The organism is Acidovorax sp. GW101-11A03, from assembly GCF_059424825.1.
The window spans coordinates 1-16,262 of record NZ_JBWKZU010000003.1 but is presented as its reverse complement, the minus strand read 5'-3'; the positions used below and the strand labels follow the sequence as shown (position 1 = coordinate 16,262).

At 66.7% G+C, this 16,262-nt stretch carries 12 protein-coding genes; 4 read left to right on the top strand and 8 right to left on the bottom strand.

Features of this window, described 5'->3' with window-relative positions; all coding sequences use genetic code 11:
- Window positions 1–124 precede the first annotated feature (124 nt).
- A complete protein-coding gene (locus AC07Z7_RS02180) occupies window positions 125–2,158 on the bottom strand; it encodes a beta-propeller domain-containing protein (protein ID WP_252661090.1) in 2,034 nt (677 codons plus the stop codon).
- A gap of 164 nt (window positions 2,159–2,322) precedes the next feature.
- On the opposite strand from AC07Z7_RS02180, the gene AC07Z7_RS02175 reads away from it, so the two are divergent.
- Together AC07Z7_RS02175 and AC07Z7_RS02170 are read left to right on the top strand one after the other, a co-directional pair.
- Window positions 2,323–3,150, top strand: a complete 828-nt coding sequence (locus tag AC07Z7_RS02175; RefSeq protein ID WP_494765171.1) for a DUF6502 family protein — start codon at window positions 2,323–2,325, stop codon at window positions 3,148–3,150.
- Complete coding sequence (locus AC07Z7_RS02170; RefSeq protein ID WP_133066250.1) at window positions 3,134–3,670, top strand: hypothetical protein; 537 nt, start codon at window positions 3,134–3,136, stop codon at window positions 3,668–3,670. The genes AC07Z7_RS02175 and AC07Z7_RS02170 overlap by 17 nt, the downstream gene beginning before the upstream one ends.
- A 100-nt stretch (window positions 3,671–3,770) precedes the next feature.
- Here the strand turns inward: AC07Z7_RS02170 and AC07Z7_RS02165 are convergent, their stop codons facing one another.
- Entirely contained in the window at window positions 3,771–4,133 is a 363-nt protein-coding gene (locus AC07Z7_RS02165) for an MliC family protein (protein ID WP_063462535.1), read from the bottom strand.
- Between the two features lie 704 nt (window positions 4,134–4,837).
- Between AC07Z7_RS02165 and AC07Z7_RS02160 the strand changes: the two genes are divergently transcribed.
- Entirely contained in the window at window positions 4,838–6,022 is a 1,185-nt protein-coding gene (locus AC07Z7_RS02160; RefSeq protein WP_494765268.1) for an MFS transporter, read from the top strand.
- Here AC07Z7_RS02160 and AC07Z7_RS02155 read toward each other — a convergent pair.
- Complete coding sequence (locus tag AC07Z7_RS02155; RefSeq protein ID WP_494765170.1) at window positions 5,988–6,476, bottom strand: hypothetical protein; 489 nt, start codon at window positions 6,474–6,476, stop codon at window positions 5,988–5,990. The genes AC07Z7_RS02160 and AC07Z7_RS02155 overlap by 35 nt on opposite strands.
- Window positions 6,477–6,574: 98 nt before the next feature.
- Between AC07Z7_RS02155 and AC07Z7_RS02150 the strand changes: the two genes are divergently transcribed.
- Window positions 6,575–6,943, top strand: coding sequence for a MerR family transcriptional regulator (locus AC07Z7_RS02150; RefSeq protein WP_094288143.1), 369 nt, complete (start codon window positions 6,575–6,577; stop codon window positions 6,941–6,943).
- Between the two features lie 93 nt (window positions 6,944–7,036).
- Here the strand turns inward: AC07Z7_RS02150 and AC07Z7_RS02145 are convergent, their stop codons facing one another.
- The 5 genes from AC07Z7_RS02145 to AC07Z7_RS02125 all read right to left on the bottom strand — a co-directional run bounded on the left by AC07Z7_RS02145 (window position 7,037) and on the right by AC07Z7_RS02125 (window position 16,087).
- A complete protein-coding gene (locus tag AC07Z7_RS02145; protein ID WP_494765169.1) occupies window positions 7,037–8,668 on the bottom strand; it encodes a SpoVR family protein in 1,632 nt (543 codons plus the stop codon).
- Window positions 8,665–9,930 carry a YeaH/YhbH family protein gene (locus AC07Z7_RS02140; protein WP_094288139.1) on the bottom strand — a complete coding sequence of 422 codons (1,266 nt, stop codon included), beginning with the start codon at window positions 9,928–9,930 and terminating at the stop codon, window positions 8,665–8,667. Before AC07Z7_RS02140 ends, AC07Z7_RS02145 begins: the two co-directional genes overlap by 4 nt.
- Before the next feature lie 61 nt (window positions 9,931–9,991).
- Window positions 9,992–11,914 carry a PrkA family serine protein kinase gene (locus tag AC07Z7_RS02135; RefSeq protein WP_094288137.1) on the bottom strand — a complete coding sequence of 641 codons (1,923 nt, stop codon included), beginning with the start codon at window positions 11,912–11,914 and terminating at the stop codon, window positions 9,992–9,994.
- A gap of 327 nt (window positions 11,915–12,241) precedes the next feature.
- On the bottom strand, window positions 12,242–13,453 hold the full coding sequence (locus AC07Z7_RS02130) for an FAD-dependent monooxygenase (RefSeq protein WP_494765168.1): 1,212 nt from the start codon (window positions 13,451–13,453) through the stop codon (window positions 12,242–12,244).
- 120 nt (window positions 13,454–13,573) lie between these two features.
- Window positions 13,574–16,087: an EAL domain-containing protein gene (locus AC07Z7_RS02125; protein ID WP_440113433.1), complete on the bottom strand. Its 2,514-nt coding sequence runs from the start codon at window positions 16,085–16,087 to the stop codon at window positions 13,574–13,576.
- Window positions 16,088–16,262 lie beyond the last annotated feature (175 nt).

The following is a 16,262-nucleotide window of genomic DNA, read 5'->3' as shown; positions in this document are numbered from 1 at the left end:
AAAAAAACAGGCCTGCTCACCACCCCGGTGAACAGGCCTTGTAACTGCTGCCTGCGCCCTACAGGAAAGCGCTGGCAGCTATGGTTTTTATAGTTCTCTCCCTGATCTGCACTCGGCGTGCGCTTCAGTCTCCGGCCTTGGCAAACACCTGCCCGCCCGAGAGCTGGTAGGCCAGGTTGTCCACCTGCAGGCTGCGCTCGTTGGCAATGTCAAAGCGGCTGTACAGCCCGGGCGTGTCGCCGTTCAGGATGGGCGTGGACACCACCATGGAGCGCTGGGCGAGCGCGCCGGTGGTTGTGTTCACCTCCAGCCGCAGGGCGCCCTGGTAACCCCGCACGGGCGGGGGCGTGCCCACCCCGGTGGGCGCCTGGTAGACGCGGGCCGGGAACGCCAGGCGCACCTTGCCTTCCACCGCCTGCAGGTTGAGCACGGGGCGGGTGCCGTCGAGTGTGGTGATGCTGCCCCGGCCGCCCACCGCCTGCGTGGCCAGGCGCTTGCCCTGCGCGGCATTGCGCACGTCAAACACCGCCAGCTGGATGCCGTCGGCCACGCCGCCCAGGGCACTGTCCCTGCCCACACCCAGCAGCAGGCCGTTTGGCAGCGGCACCAGGTGGTCGGCATGGCCGCCCGCCGCCAGCTCGCCCGCCACCGTGGGGTTGGCGGGGTTGGCCAGGTCCAGCACCCACACGGGTTCGGTGGTGGCAAAGGGGGTGGCATAGGCCCGGGTGCCTGCGAAAAACACGTTGTCGATCTGCTGATCGCCCCGCGCCGTGCGCAGCCGGATGGGCAGCTTGGCCTGCGGGCTCAGGTGGTTGTCGCGGCCGCTGTCGCGCAGCACGGTCAGCAGCGCGGGGGAGGCCTGCTGGGCCTGGATGGTCACCGGCGGCATGCCGCTTTGGCCCGTCTTGCCGGTGAAGGTCAGCACGCGCAAGTCGTTCTGGTACTCGTTCAGGCGCGACGGCATGCGGCGCAGGTCCCAGCCCAGGTGGCCGTCCACGCTGCCCGAGGCGTCGTAGTCCACCTGCGCACCACGGAAGCTGAACTTGTGGATGTCGGTGCGGCTGTCGGCCGGGAACACGGCATTGATCACATCGCCGCCATAGCGGTACTGGCGCGAGCTGGCCACATACACGCTGCGCGCGCCCAGGTGCACCGCTTCGCTGCCACCCGCGAAACAGCGGCTGGTGCGCGCCAGGCTGGACGAGGTGAGGTCAATGGCCGTGATGGAGGTGAGCTGCAGCGACAGCGAGGCATTGCCCGTCTGCACCAGGCAGTCGGCCTCGTTCACCAGCGGCTGGGGCTGGCCGCCGTCCACGCGCAGGGTGGGGATCAGTGCGGCAGTGTTCAGGTCCTTGAGCGCCGTCTGCACCGCCGATGCCGAGGCGCCCGCAGGCACGGTGAAGCGGGTGAGGTCGGGCGACCAGGTGGTGACCAGGTACAGCGTGTTGCCAATCAGGCGGCTGCCCACCAGCAGCCCGTCGATGCGCATCTGCTTGAGCTGCGCGGGCGCCATGTCCTTGCTGATCGCGAACAGGTCGAGCGACAGCATGCGGCTGTATTCGGGCAACACGGTGATGCTGGCGTCGGCCGCAGCCACCACGGGCTGGCGGTCGGCGTACGGGTCTTGCTGCGACAGCACGGCGGCGCGTGTGCCACCGCCCGCCACATAAAAGCCCTGGGGGATGAACTTGGCATCCAGCGTGGCGCGGCCCACGCTGGCCAGGCTGCCATCGGCGGCGCGCGCCTGGGCAGTCAGACGCGGCGGCTCGCGACCGGTGTCGGTGGCATAGGCGCGGTGCAGGCCGAACAACATGGTGCCCTCGGCCTGGATGAGGCCGTCTTCCTCCACCACCGCACCTGCCAGAGGTGCGCCGGTGTGGGTGACCACGCTGCCTGCGCTGCTCAGGCCCCCCACGGTGGGCACGGTGATGGCCGTGCCGGGGTAACCCAGCGCCACCCGCTGCGCGATCTTGGCCTTGAAGTAGGCCACCAGATCGCCCGACCGCGCCACCTGCAGCCGCGCCTCGTTGGGCGTCTGCGGGTTGCCGCCCTCCCCCCCGCCGCAGCCCGCCACGAATGCGGCCGTGGCCACGGCCAGCCATGCGGGCGAGACATAGGACATGCCCGCCACTTTCTTTATCAACCTTCGGTTCGTCATGTGATTTTTCTCCCTGTGGATACCTGTGATCTGCATGGCGGGGTGGAAGCTTGCCCATCCCACCTCACAGATAAGTGGGATAATATCCCACACAATTTCCACGAGTCAACCAGATGACAATCACGGCCTGACCCTGACACCCACCGCGCGCCGGTTCTGTTTTCATGCCCTCCCGCTCCGCCATCGTTCTGGCCTCTGCCCTGCACGTGCTGCGCCCGTTGGCGCGCCTGCTGCTGCGCAATGGCGTGGCCTACCCCGCGTTTGCAGCGGCGATGAAGAAGGTGTTTCTGGACGCCGCACACGACGAGTTGCAGCGCACGGGCAAGAAGGCCACCGACAGCGCGGTGAGCCTGATGTCGGGCGTGCACCGGCGCGACGTGCGCAACCTGGGCCGCCTGGCCGAACCTGCTGCCGAAGAAGAAGCGGGCGAAACCCCGCTGAACATGGCCAGCCAGGTGGCCGCGCGCTGGCTGAGCCAGACCGACTGCCTGGACGACGAGGGTCAGCCCCGCCCCCTGCCCCGCAGCGGCGAGCCCCCGCACTTTGACGGACTGGTCGCCAGCATCAGCAGCGATGTGCGGCCCCGCGCGGTGCTTGACGAGCTGGTGCGCCTGGGCATGGCCGAGGAAGGCGAGGACGGCCAGATCCGCCTGCTGGCCGCTGGTTTTGTGCCGCGCCAGGGTTTTGCCGAGATGGCGCAGCTGATGCAGGAGAACCTGCACGACCACCTGGCCGCCGCCAGCCTCAACCTGGAGGGCGAGCACAACTACCTGGAGCAGGCCGTGTTTGTGGACCAGCTGAGCGCAGAGTCCGCCCACCGCCTGCACGTGGTGGCCGCCAGGGCCTGGCGCCAGGCTTTCAAGACCGTGATGACCGAGGCGCAGGCCCGCTACGACCACGACCAGAAAAACACCCCGCCCGGCGAGCGCAACCGGCGCGCCCGCTTTGGCAGCTACTTCTATGCCGCAGACAAAGATGAACGTCCTTCCTGAACTCTGGGCCCACATGGCCCGGCTTATGGCTCAGCGCACAGCCCGGCTGCTGGCCACGGCCGCCACCTTGCTGGTGCTGGCCGCCTGCGGGCCTGGCACCGGGGGCACGGGCACCGGGCCCATCAATGGTGTGCTTGGCTTCTCGGGCAGCGGCTTCGCCGTTGGCGCCCCTTGCGCGCAGCATTGCGGCAGCACCGAGTTGCGGCTGGAGAACGAGCGGGTGGAGCTGACCGTCACCTGCCGCCACTTTGTGTTCACCGGCCCGTGGGAGATCGATGCCACCGGCCTGGCCGTGCTGAACGGCACCCTGGAAACCACGGAGCTGGCCGACGGCCAGGTGCAGACCCGCACCGTGGCCGCCGAGATGCGCCTGCAGTTCAGCGACACCCGCGCCGACAGCAGCCGCGAGGTGGCCGTCACCGTGCGGGATGCACAGGGCAACCACCTGATTGCGCCCTTGACCCTGGAGCAGCGCCCCGCTGCCACGGCCCCCGAGGCCTGCGCACCGGGCACGCCCTGAAACGGCCTGAAACGGAAAAGGGCCTGCGCAGCCACACTGCGCAGGCCCCTGGAACCCGACCCACCGGCCAGCGGCCGGGAGGTGAAAAGAGAAAACCCTGTTACTTGATCTCGGCCACCATCATGGAACGGTTGCTGCGGCACCAGATCGGTGCCAGGTGGCCAATCTGGATGGTCAGCTCGTTGCCCTTGCCCAGCACCGTGGTGGGGCCGTTGCTGTAGGCGTAGCCGGTTTCTGCCACCTGCCGGGGCAGCTCCACCGTCCAGCCACTGCGGCGCATCACGCTGCGGCCCTGGTCAGGGTAGAACTGCATTTCGACCTTCTCGCCGTTGCCACAGGCGTACTGCATGCTGTTGCCGTCTGCCGGAGCGCTGAACGCCTGCATGGCCGGGGGCTGGCTTGCGCAGCCCGACAACAAGAGGGTGGCCAACGCACCCGAACCCAGCAAAACCATCGTCTTCATCGGTCACTCCTGACATCGCAGCGCACCCTGGGTGCGCCCGACAACTTCCATCCAACGGCCTGTGGCCACCGGCCACCGGGGCCTGTTCAAAAGCCCCTGCCAGCCACCTAAGCACAAACCTTGCCATTCATCTGGCACCACCCACTGCCTGCGCCATCCTGCTTGCGAGAGACCGAAACCAGCGATTCCAGAGCCGTGAACAACACCCGGCGCAGCACATAACCCCAAGGGTGCCCCAGGCCCTGCAGCCCCGTCATTGGGGTGATCCCCACATCGAGAGCTGCCTCTAAAGTCTGTTCGCGCCCTGTGGCGCCCTCATGACGGGCGCCCGGGCCCCGGGGGCAGGTTGAATTGATCGCACCAGAAGACCCAATACCGCACGAAACATTTGATTACAGTGATGGGCGACTTAAAACCACCAGCATCCGACCGTCTTGGTGGGGCATAGGCATCGGGGACTGGGACATACCCTAGGAAACCCCTCCAAGCCCCCCACGTGCCCGCACAGCCGCACCCCGCACGTCCCTGGGTGACAGCCCGCTTCTCCAGGTGCAGGTAACCTCGCAGGGCCCTGCGGCCAGTGCCCCTGTGCCGGCAGCCGCTGACTTCTGCCCTGGAGACCCGCACCTGTGCCCACCCCCCTGCCTGCCCCTCCGCCCGCTTCGCAACCCGCCCCGCTTCTTTCATCCCGCGCCGCCTGGGCCATGCTGCTGGCGCTGGTGTCGGGCTTTGCGCTGAGCCAGGCGTTTCGCACCATCACGGCGATCATGGCCACCGGGTTGCGGGCGGAGTTCGGGCTGTCGGCCGAGGCGCTGGGGGTGTTTGCCGGGGCTTTCGCGTTTGCGTTCGGCACCATGCAGCTGTTCATGGGCGTCGGCATCGACCTGTATGGCGTGCGGCGCACGCTGCTGGTGGCCTTCCCGCTCACCATTGCGGGTGCCCTGCTGTCGGCACTCGCGCCCGGCTATGGCGGGGTGCTGCTGGGGCAGGTGCTAATTGGGGTGGGCTGCGCGCCCGCCTTTCTGGTGTGCACCGTGTTCATTGCGCGCTACTTTCCGGCCAGCCGGTTTGCGATGGTGTCGGGCATCGCCATGGGCGTGGGCGGGCTGGGCATGCTGTTCACCGGCACGCCGCTGGCCTGGCTGGTGCAGCAGTCGTCCTGGCGCCTGGGGTTTGGCGTGCTGGCCGGGCTGGCCGCCCTGGCCTGGCTGCTGATCTTCTGGAAGGTGCACGAGCCCGTGCAGCATGCACACAGCACGCTGCCGCGCGAATCGGTCGGTGCCGCAGTGCGCGGCTTTGGTGCGCTGTTCCTGCTGCCGCACACGGCCGGCATCATGCTGCTGGGGCTGATGACCTATGCCTCCTTCCTCACGCTGCGCGGGCTGTGGCTGGGGCCGCTGCTCATCGAGCGGCATGGCTACAGCCTGGTGGCCAGCGGCAACGTGGCCATGCTCTCGTCGCTGGTGTCGCTGTTCACCCCGGCCTACTTCGGGCGCATTGACCCCGGGCCTGGCCGGCGCAGGCACTGGCTGGTGGGCTTCACGCTGCTGCTGGCCGGGCTGTTTGTGGCCATCGGCCTGCTGCACGCCGAATGGCTGGACGTGGCGGGCTCGATTGCTGTGGGCCTGCTGTCGGGCTACATGGTGCTGCAGTACGCCGACGTGCGTTCGTCCTACCCGGCCGCGATGACCGGGCGGGCCATGGCAGTGTTCACCATGGCCCTGTTTCTGGGCGTGGCGCTGATGCAGTGGGTGACGGGCCTGGCCGCCTCGCTGGCCGCGGCGCGGGGCCTGGACCCGTATGTGGCAGTGATGCTGACCATTGCGGGCATGCTGGCGGCAGGCGCGATCGCCTTCAGGTGCCTGCCCGCACCGGCCCCTGCGCACTGAGCCGCTCACTGACCCGCGTGTTGCCCGGCGGGCACAGGGCCATGCCTGCACCTTGCACGCGCCACCACTGCAGCACGCCAAACACCAGCTCGAACGCGGTGAAGCCCAGCACGATGGCATTGGCCCCGTGCGCCACGGCGTAGATCTGCCAGGCAGCAAACAAAAAGCGCGCCACGCCATCCAGCCGCCCCAGCAGCAGCGTGGGCGCCACGATGCGCGCCACCGACCACACCACCACCACCGAGCCCAGCAGGTTGGCCAGCAGCATGTGGGTGGTGTCGAGCGGGTGCAGCGTGCCGGGCAAGCCAAGTGCCTGGGCCAGCAGGTTCAGCTGCGCGTAGAGCCAGGCAAAGGTCCAGGGCAGGACAAACGGCCAGGTGACGAGCAGGTCGTACCAACCGCTGGCGCGCACGATGCGCAGGTAACGGGCAGAAGGCAAGGCGGGGATGTGCATGGAAAAAAGACCCTCAGGGAATGGATGAAGCCCCGAGCTTCCACCTTGAAGTACGCTTCAGGGTCAAGCACTTTGTGACGTTGTGGAGGGAGCAGGCGATGCTGATTGGAGAACTGGCCACGGCCTCGGGCCTGAGCCGCGAGGCGCTGCGGTTTTATGAACAGCAGGGCCTGATCCGTGCGCGGCGCCTGGCCAATGGCTACCGCGACTACCCGCCCGAGGTGGTGACGCTGGTGCAGTACATCCGCACGGCGCAGCAGCTGGGCTTTACGCTGGCCGAGATTGGCGACCGGCTGCCCATGATCTGGGACGCCCCCGAACCCGGTCCGCTGCTGAACCAGGTGCTGGCCAGCAAGCTCGGCGAGATCGACACGCGCATTGCGGCGCTGCAGGCCCTGCGCCAGACGCTGGCCGAGCGCGTGGCCACCGACTGCCCGCTGCACACCCGGGGCCTTCACACCGCCTGATCAGATCAAAAATTTGAATAAAAACAGGGCTTACCGCGCGCCCACATTGCCTTATTAGCTATTAAATATATAGCAAACAAGGCCTATGTGGCCTCACGCCGCAGGCGCAGGCACCACGTGCAGCAGCACCGGGTGGTTGCCATAGGCGTCCACCCCTTCGATCTGCACGCCAAAGCCCCACAGGCGGGCCACATGCCTGAGTACCTCCTGGGTGTCGTCGGCCAGCGGGCGGCTTTGGTACTGGGTGTGGCGCAGGGTCAGGCTGCGGTCGCCGCGCAGGTTCACGTTCCAGACCTGGATGTTGGGTTCGCGCGTGCCCAGGTCGTACTGCTGCGACAGCATCTGGCGCAGGTTGCGGTAGCCGTTCTCGTCGTGGATCTCGCTGACCACCAGGTCGCCCTGGCTGGCGTCATCGTGCAGCGCAAACAGGCGCATTTCGCGCATCAGGTGCGGGCTCAGGTACTGGCCGATGAAGCTCTCGTCCTTGAAATTGCGCATGGCATGGTCCAGCGCAGGCAGCCAGGGCGTGCCCGCGATGTCGGGGAACCAGCGCCGGTCTTCGGCCGTGGGGTTCTGGCAGATGCGCTGGATGTCGCGGTACATGGCAAAGCCCAGCGCATAGGGGTTGATGCCGCTGTAGGCCCGGTGGCCCACAGGCGGCTGAAAGACCACGTTGGTGTGCGAGCCCAGCCATTCGATCATCACGCCGTCGCTCAGGTAGCCCTCGTCATACAGGGTGTTGAGCAGCGTGTAGTGCCAGAAGGTGGCCCAGCCCTCGTTCATGACCTGGGTCTGGCGCTGGGGGTAGAAGTACTGCGCGATTTTGCGCACGATGCGCACGATCTCACGCTGCCAGGGCTCCAGCAGGGGCGCATTCTTCTCGATGAAATACAGGATGTTCTCCTGCGGCTCCTGCGGAAAGCGGTTGTGTTCGGGCACGGCGTCGTCCTTGCCGGGCCGCGTGGGCAGGGTGCGCCACAGCTCGTTGATCTGCTGCTGGGCATAGGCCTCGCGCTGCGCGCGCTCCAGCCGCTCGCGCGCCAGGTTTTTCTTGGACGGGCGGCGGTAGCGGTCCACCCCGAAGTTGGCCAGCGCGTGGCAGGAGTCAAGGATGCGCTCGACCTCGTCAAAACCATAGCGTTCCTCGCACTGCGCCACATAGTCCTTGGCATACACCAGGTAGTCGATGATGCTGGACGCGTCCGTCCACATGCGAAACAGGTAGTTGCCCTTGAAGAAGCTGTTGTGCCCGTAGGCCGCATGGGCAATCACCAGCGCCTGCATGGCAGTGGTGTTCTCCTCCATCAGGTAGCTGATGCAGGGGTTGGAGTTGATGACGATCTCATACGCCAGCCCCATGTGCCCGCGCCGGTAGCGCCGCTCGGTGGCCAGAAACTCCTTGCCGTAGCTCCAGTGGCGGTAGTTCACCGGCATGCCCACGCTGGAGTAGGCGTCCATCATCTGTTCGGCGGTGATGATTTCGAGCTGGTTGGGATAGGTGTCGAGGCCAAAACGCGCGGCTGTGGCCGCGATGGCCGCGTGGTAGCGCTCGATGAGGTCGAACGTCCAGTCGCTCGGGTCAGGCAGCGGCTCGGCAGGCCGCGCCCCGGGGGGCAGAGGCTGCTCGGGCACGGCATGGTGGCGGCGCTCGCCCACGGCGGCCGCCTTCCAGGGGTTGTCGTGGATGCGGCGCTCCAGCACCGGGTACTGGGCCATGTTGCTCATAGCGGCACCCCTTCCTTCTTGAAGAGGTCTCGGAACACAGGGTAGATCTCGCTGGGCTGCGACACCTTGCGCATGGCGAAGTGCGAGAACTCCGGCAACAGCTGGCTGTATTCCTCCCACAGGTTCTGCTCCTCCTCCGCCACCTGCACGTAGGCAAAGTAGCGCACCAGCGGCAGGATGCGGTCCACCAGCAGGTTGCGGCAGTTGCCGCTGTCGTTGGTGAAGTTGTCGCCATCGCTGGCCTGGGCCACGTAGATGTTCCAGTCGCCGCTGGGGTAGCGCGCGCGGATGATCTGGTCGAGCAGCACCAGCGCGCTGCTCACCACCGTGCCGCCGCTTTCGGTGGAGTGGAAGAACTGCTCCTCGCTCACCTCGGCGGCCTGGGTGTGGTGGCGGATGAAGACGATGTCGATCTTCTCGTAGTGCCGCGTGAGGAACAGGTACAGCAGGATGAAGAAGCGCTTGGCCAGGTCCTTGCGCGCCTCGTCCATGGAGCCCGAGACATCCATCAGGCAGAACATCACCGCCTGGCTGTTGGGCACCGGCACCTGGATGCGGGCGCGAAAGCGCAGGTCGATGGGGTCGAGGTAAGGGATGCGGCCGATGCGCACCTGCAGCGCATCAATGCGGCGCTGCAGCGCGGCCACGGCCTCGCTGGTGCCATCGTCCTGCGCCAGCAGGGCGTCCAGCTCGGCCTGCAGCACCAGCAGCTCGCGGTGCGCAGACTTGCCCAGCGCAATGCGGCGCCCCAAAGCGCCACGCATGGTGCGCAGGACGGCCAGGTTGTTGGGGATTCCGTCCTGGCTGTAGCCCGCGCGGCGCGACTTCCACAGCGGGTTCTCGCCGATGTGGGTGCGCAGCAGGTGCGGCAGCGCCAGGTCTTCAAAAAAGAGCTGCATGAACTCTTCCTTGGTCAGGGTGAAGGTGAAGTCGTCCTCGCCCTCGCCGCCATCGCTGGCCTGCGAGCCACGGCCACTGCCGCCCTTGGGCCGCTCGATGCGGTCGCCGCGCACATGCTCGGCATTGCCGGGGTGCACCATGTCGCGGATGCCGCCCTGGCCGTGGTGAAACACGGGCTCGCCGATGTCCTTCTTGGGGATGGTGATGTTCTCGGCCTGCTCGATCTCGCGGATGCCGCGCTGCGACACGGCGCGGCGCACGCTGTCCGCAATCTGCTCCTTGAAGCGGCGGACAAAACGCTCGCGGTTGCCGACGGACTTGTTCTTGCCTGCGAGCCTGCGGTCGATGATTTGCAATGCCATCCACTTGCCCCCTTCATGGACCGGCGCCCCAGAACGGCACGCTGGCCAACCCATCGATCAACTAGCTGCTCTTGCGCACGCGCAGGTACCACTCGCACAGCAGGCGCACCTGCTTGGGCGTATAGCCCTTGTTCACCATGCGGGTGACGAAGTCCTCGTGTTTGCGCGCCTCCTCGGCGCTGGCCTTGGCGTTGAAGCTGATCACCGGCAGCAGCTCCTCGGTGTTCGAGAACATCTTCTTCTCGATCACCAGGCGCAGTTTTTCGTAGCTCGTCCAGCTCGGGTTCTTGCCCTGGTTGTTGGCCCGGGCCCGCAGCACGAAGTTGACGATCTCGTTGCGGAAGTCCTTGGGGTTGGCAATGCCTGCGGGCTTCTCGATCTTCTCCAGCTCGGCATTGAGCGCGCCCCGGTCGAACACCTCGCCGGTGTCGGTGTCGCGGTACTCGTTGTCCTGGATCCAGTAGTCGGCGTAGGTCACGTAGCGGTCGAAGATGTTCTGGCCGTACTCGCTGTAGCTTTCCAGGTAGGCGGTCTGGATCTCCTTGCCGATGAACTCGGCATAACGCGGCGACAGAAACTCCTTGATGTAGCCGGTGTACTTGGTCTCCAGTTCGGCGGGGAACTGCTCGCGCTCGATCTGCTGCTCCAGCACATACATCAGGTGCACCGGGTTGGCAGCCACCTCGGCGCTGTCGAAGTTGAACACCTTCGAGAGGATCTTGAACGCAAAGCGGGTGGAGATGCCCGTCATGCCCTCGTCCACGCCCGCATAGTCGCGGTACTCCTGGTAGCTCTTGGCGCGGGGGTCGGTGTCCTTCAGGCTCTCGCCGTCGTAGACCTGCATCTTGCTGAGGATGCTGGAGTTCTCGGGCTCCTTCAGCCGCGTGAGGACAGCGAACTGCGCCATCATCTTGAGCGTGCCCGGCGCACACACGGCGTTGCCCAGCGACGACTCGCGGATGAGTTTTTCGTAGATGCGGGTTTCTTCGCTCACCCGCAGGCAATACGGCACCTTGACGATGTAGATGCGGTCGAGAAACGCCTCGTTGTTCTTGTTGTTGCGAAACGCCTTCCACTCGCTCTCATTGCTGTGGGCCAGCACCACGCCATCGAACGGTATGGCGCCAAAGCCTTCCGTGCCCTTGTAGTTGCCCTCCTGCGTGGCCGTGAGCAGCGGGTGCAGCACCTTGATGGGCGCCTTGAACATTTCCACAAATTCGAGCAGCCCCTGGTTGGCCAGGCACAGGCCGCCGCTGTAGCTATAGGCATCTGTGTCGTCCTGGGCATAGGTTTCGAGCTTGCGGATGTCCACCTTGCCCACCAGGCTGGAAATGTCCTGGTTGTTCTCGTCGCCCGGCTCGGTCTTGGCGATGCCCACCTGCTTCATGATGCTGGGGTAGCGCTTGACCACCCGGAACTGGCGGATGTCGCCGCCAAACTCTTCGAGCCGCTTCACGGCCCAGGGCGACAGCACACGCTGCAGGTAGCGCCGGGGGATGCCGAACTGCTCTTCCAGCACGGGCCCGTCCTCCATCGCATCGAACAGGCCCAGTGGTGATTCGTTGACCGGCGACCCCTTGAGCGCATAGAACGGCACCTTCTGCATGAGGTATTTGAGCCGCTCGGCGATCGAACTTTTGCCGCCGCCCACGGGGCCGAGCAGGTAGAGGATCTGCTTGCGCTCTTCAAGCCCCTGCGCCGCATGGCGGAAGAAGCTCACCACCTGCTCGATGGAGTCTTCCATGCCGTAAAACTCGGCAAAGGCGGGGTAGCGTTTGATGACCTTGTTGGCAAACAGGCGCGACAGGCGCGGGTCGTTGCGCGTGTCCACCATTTCGGGCTCGCCAATGGCGGCCAGCATGCGCTGGGCGGCCGTGGCAAACGCCATCGGATCGCGCTTGCACTCGGCGAGGTACTCGTCGATCGACATTTCCTCTTCACGGCTACGGGCGTAGCGCGCGGCGAAATTGCTGATGGCATCCATACGACCTCCTGTGGCGGCACCCCCGGCGGGCTCGGGAAGTGCCACGGTGTTGCAGTGGGAATCGCTACCGGCTTGGCTCTTTGTAGCACCACGGCCTGCGCTTGAACAGCAAATTCGTGGTCACATCCGTTGCCTTTTTGGCGCTTTGCACACACTGCGGTAGAGCACGGCATACTGCGCAAAGTTCAGCCTGCGCGTGGCCTGCACGGGTTGCCCCGGATAGGGAATGTCCTGACAACCTGCGGGGGCTGCCTACACGCTCAGAAGCGCCCTGAACCCGATGCTTGCAACAGGGCCCACGCGGCAGTCCTGCCCGTCACCAAGCACTCACAGCGCACTGGCGCCCGCACCATCGCCGCGGTACAGCCAGGGCACATCCAGCAAGCGCTCACCCAGCAGGCGCAGCGCCCCGTCCCGCCCCCACCGCACCAACCCTGTGGCATGAAAAATGCGCCCATTGCGGATGGAACGCGCCTGCACGCGGGCGTTGCGCTGCCAGCGGTTGAGGGCATAACGCGTGAGGCGCAGCGGCACCTCCAGGTCGTGCATGGCCAGCGCCCGCTGCAGCTCGGCGGCATCCTCGATCGCCATGCCCGCGCCCTGGGCCAGGTAGGGGCGCATGGGGTGGGCGGCATCGCCCAGCAGGCCCACCAGGCCGCGCGCCATCTCGTCGACGGCGCGCACGGGCGGGCGGTCGCACAGCGGCCACAGACGCCAGCCTGCCGGGGCGTGATCACTCACACCGCGCACCAGGTCCTGCAATGTGGTGCAGGTGCCTTGTAGCGCGTGGTCCAGGCCCGCAGCGTTGGCGGCATGGTCCCAGTTCTCCAGGTCCTGCGGCGCGGGGCCCTGCACGATAACGACGATGTTCTGCAACTCGCCCCGGCGCACGGGGTACTGCACTGCATGCAGGCGTGGGCCCAGCCAGGCGGTGACCTGGGTGGTGCGCAGCGCCTCGGGCAGCGCCTGCTGCGGCACCAGGGCGCGGTAGGCCAGATGGCCCGTCACACGCGGTGGCATGGTGCCCAGCAATTGGGTGCGGGTGCGGCTCCACAGGCCATCGGCGCCAATCAGCGCATCGCCCTCCACCTCCTTGCCCCGGCTGGTGCGCACGGTGACGACTTCGCCGCTGTCAGCAAAACGGTCGATGGCATGGTCCAGATGCAGCTGTGCGTCAGTGCCCTGGGTGACCCCCTGCAGCAGCAGGCCATGCAGGTCGGCGCGGTGGATGGTGGCGTAGGCCGCGCCGTAGCGCTCCACCGCTGCGGGGCCCAGCGGCAGCACCGCCAGCTCGCGGCCGCTCACGGCATTGCGCACCTGCAGGCGGCCGGGAAAGACCGCCACCGCTTGCAGCGCCTGTTGCAAGCCCCAGGCCTGCAAGCGACGTACCACATTGGGCCCGATCTGCACGCCCGCACCCACTTCGCTGAAGGCGGCAGCGCGCTCGTACAGCCGCACATCCCAGCCCGCGCGCGAGGCGCCCAACGCAGCGGCCAAGCCGCCGATGCCGCCACCGGCGACCAACACCTGCTTTTTCATCGCCGGGCCGCCCCAAGATGAAAAGCACCCCCTCTGGGGGGCAGCGACCACACGAAGTGGGGAGCGTAGGGGTCAAATGTCATGGATTCATTGTCGCGCCCAAAAGGGCGGTGGCTTTTGTCATAGCGCAGGCCGCAACGCCCGTTCCAGCACCTCGGGCGGCATGGGGCGGCCAAACAGGTAGCCCTGGAAGGCCTTGCAGCCGTAGCGCTGCAAGAATTCGAGCTGGCCCGTGGTCTCCACGCCCTCGGCCACCACGCCCAGGTCCAGGCTGTCGGCCAGGGCCAGGATGGTGCGCACGATGGCTGCGTCGTTAGGGTCGGTCTGCAGATCGCGCACAAAGCTCTGGTCGATCTTGAGCTGGTCCAGCGGCAGGCGCTTGAGGTAGCTCAAGCTCGAATAACCGGTGCCAAAGTCGTCGAGCGAAAAGCCGACGCCGTAGCGGCGCAGGTGTTCCATGCGCGCAATGATGTCCTCGACATCGGCCAACAGCAGGCTCTCGGTAAGTTCAAGCTTGAGACGCTCGGGGTTGGCCCCCGTGGCGTCCAGCGCCCCCAGCACCTGCTCCACAAAGTCAGGCTGGCGGAACTGCCGCACGCTCACGTTGACGGACAGGAAAAACTGCCGCGTGAGCGAGCTGCGCGACCAGGCCACCAGCTGGGCACAGGCAGCCTCCATCACCCACTGGCCCAGCGGCAGGATAAGCCCGGTCTGTTCGGCCAGCGGGATGAATTCGGCGGGCGATACCATGCCCCGGCGCGGATGGCGCCAGCGCACCAGGGCCTCGGCCCCCTGCAGGCGGCCTTTGCCGTCCACCACCGGCTGGTAGTACAACACCAGTTCCTTCTCCTGCAGCCCCCGGCGCAGGTCAGCCTCCAGCGCCGAGCGGTTGCTCACCGCCGCCTGCATGTCGGGGTCAAAAAAGCGCTGCGTGTTGCGCCCCGCTGCCTTGGCCTGGTACATGGCCAGGTCGGCGTGCTTGAGCAGTTCGTCCACGCTGAGCGGCTGCTGGCCAAACAGCGCAATGCCAATGCTGGGCGAGCTGTGGTGGCTGGCATCGCCCAGCACATAGGGCTTGCCGAGGGTGGTGGCAATGTGGCTGGCCACCAGCGCGGCCTCGGCGCTGGCATGGTCCGCATCGGGGCTGAGGCCTTCCACCAGCACCACGAACTCGTCCCCGCCAAAACGGGCGACGGTGTCGGACTCGCGCACGCAGGCCTTCAGGCGCTGGGCCACCTGCAGCAGCAACTGGTCGCCGGTGTCATGCCCCAGGGTGTCGTTGAGGTCCTTGAAGTTGTCCAGGTCGATGAACAGCAGCGCGCCCTGGGTGTCTGAACGCGCCACGGCCAGCGTGGCGTGCTGCAGGCGGTCCACCAGCAGGCGGCGGTTCGGCAGGCCGGTGAGGGAGTCGTAAAACGCCAGGCGCTCGATCTGGCTCTCGACCTGCTTGCGTTCGGTGATGTCGCGGCCCACGCCCCGGTAGCCGCGCAGCGCGCCATTCGCATCGAACACCGGCACACCGCTGACCGAAATCCAGTGCATGGTGCCATCCAGGCGCTTGCGCTGCAGCTCCAGGTCGCGAAACGGCTGGTGCGCGGCGAGCACGGCGCGGTGCGCGGCCCAGTCGGCCTCGGTCATGTTGAGGGCACCAATCTCCCAGCGGGTGCGCCCCATCACGCTCGACAGCGGGATGCCGTTCACGCTCAGATCCCCCGCCAACTGCACAAAGCGGCCTTCGGCGTCGTGCTCCCAGTACCAGTCAGAGGACAGGTCGCTCAGTGACCGGAAGCGCGCCTCACTCTCGCGCAGCTCGTTTTCGACGCGCACGTAGTCACTCACATCGGCAAAGGTGCGCACCAGGCTGCCGTCGGCCAGCGTGGTGGTGCGCACCTCGAAGGTACGGCCATCGCGCGTGGTGCGCCAATAAAGCGCCGGGGCAGCGGCCACCGCACCCTGGGCCACGTAGTCGTGCCCGCGCCGGTCCACCAGGCTGTAGCCCGCGCCAAAGTCGCCGCGCTCGGCTTGCACACGCGTCAGGTCGGCCAGCGTGGGACGGGTGGCCATCAGCGATTCGGGCAGATTCAGCAGCTCCAGCACGCGCTGGTTGTAGACGGTGATGCGGCCATCGGGCCCCGTCTTGAAGATGCCCTGGCTCATGCTGGCCAGCGTGGCCTGCAGGGCCGTACGCTGCTCTTGCAGCATGGTCAGCGCCTCTTGCCAGATACGGGCGTCCACCATGCGCACGGGCTGGCCCTGGCCCTTGGTGCCCTGCGTCAGGGCGACCAGGCGGTTGAGCAGCTCGCTCAGGTGCGACACGTCGTCGGGCTCGCGCAGCACATAGTCACCCAGCCCGCAGCGGAAGGCCCGCGCGGCCAGCGCCTCCTGCGTGGCGTCGATGCACATCAGCACCGGGCGGCCGGCACACAGCTCCAGCAGGCCAGGCAGCTCCTGCTCCGAAGGCCGCAGGCACATCACCACGGCATCCCAGGCCTGCGAGGCCAGAGGCGCCATGGCCGTCTCAGGGGTGGGGCTGTTCACCACGCGCCATTCAGGGTAACGCTCGGCAATCAACCGCCGCGCAGCCGCTGCATGCTGCGTGTCAATGTCCACCCACAGGATGCCGACGTTGTTCATGGCTTGTGCCCTTCCGGCACAGCCACCAGGGGTTGCGACATCAGGCCCAGTTGCTGTTCACGCAAAAAGATGTCCATGGGGGTGGGCCGCCCAAACAAATACCCCTGGAACCCCTCACACCCGTGCAGCCTCAGAAAGCTCAGCTGCCCCGTCGTCTCCACCCCCTCCGCCACCA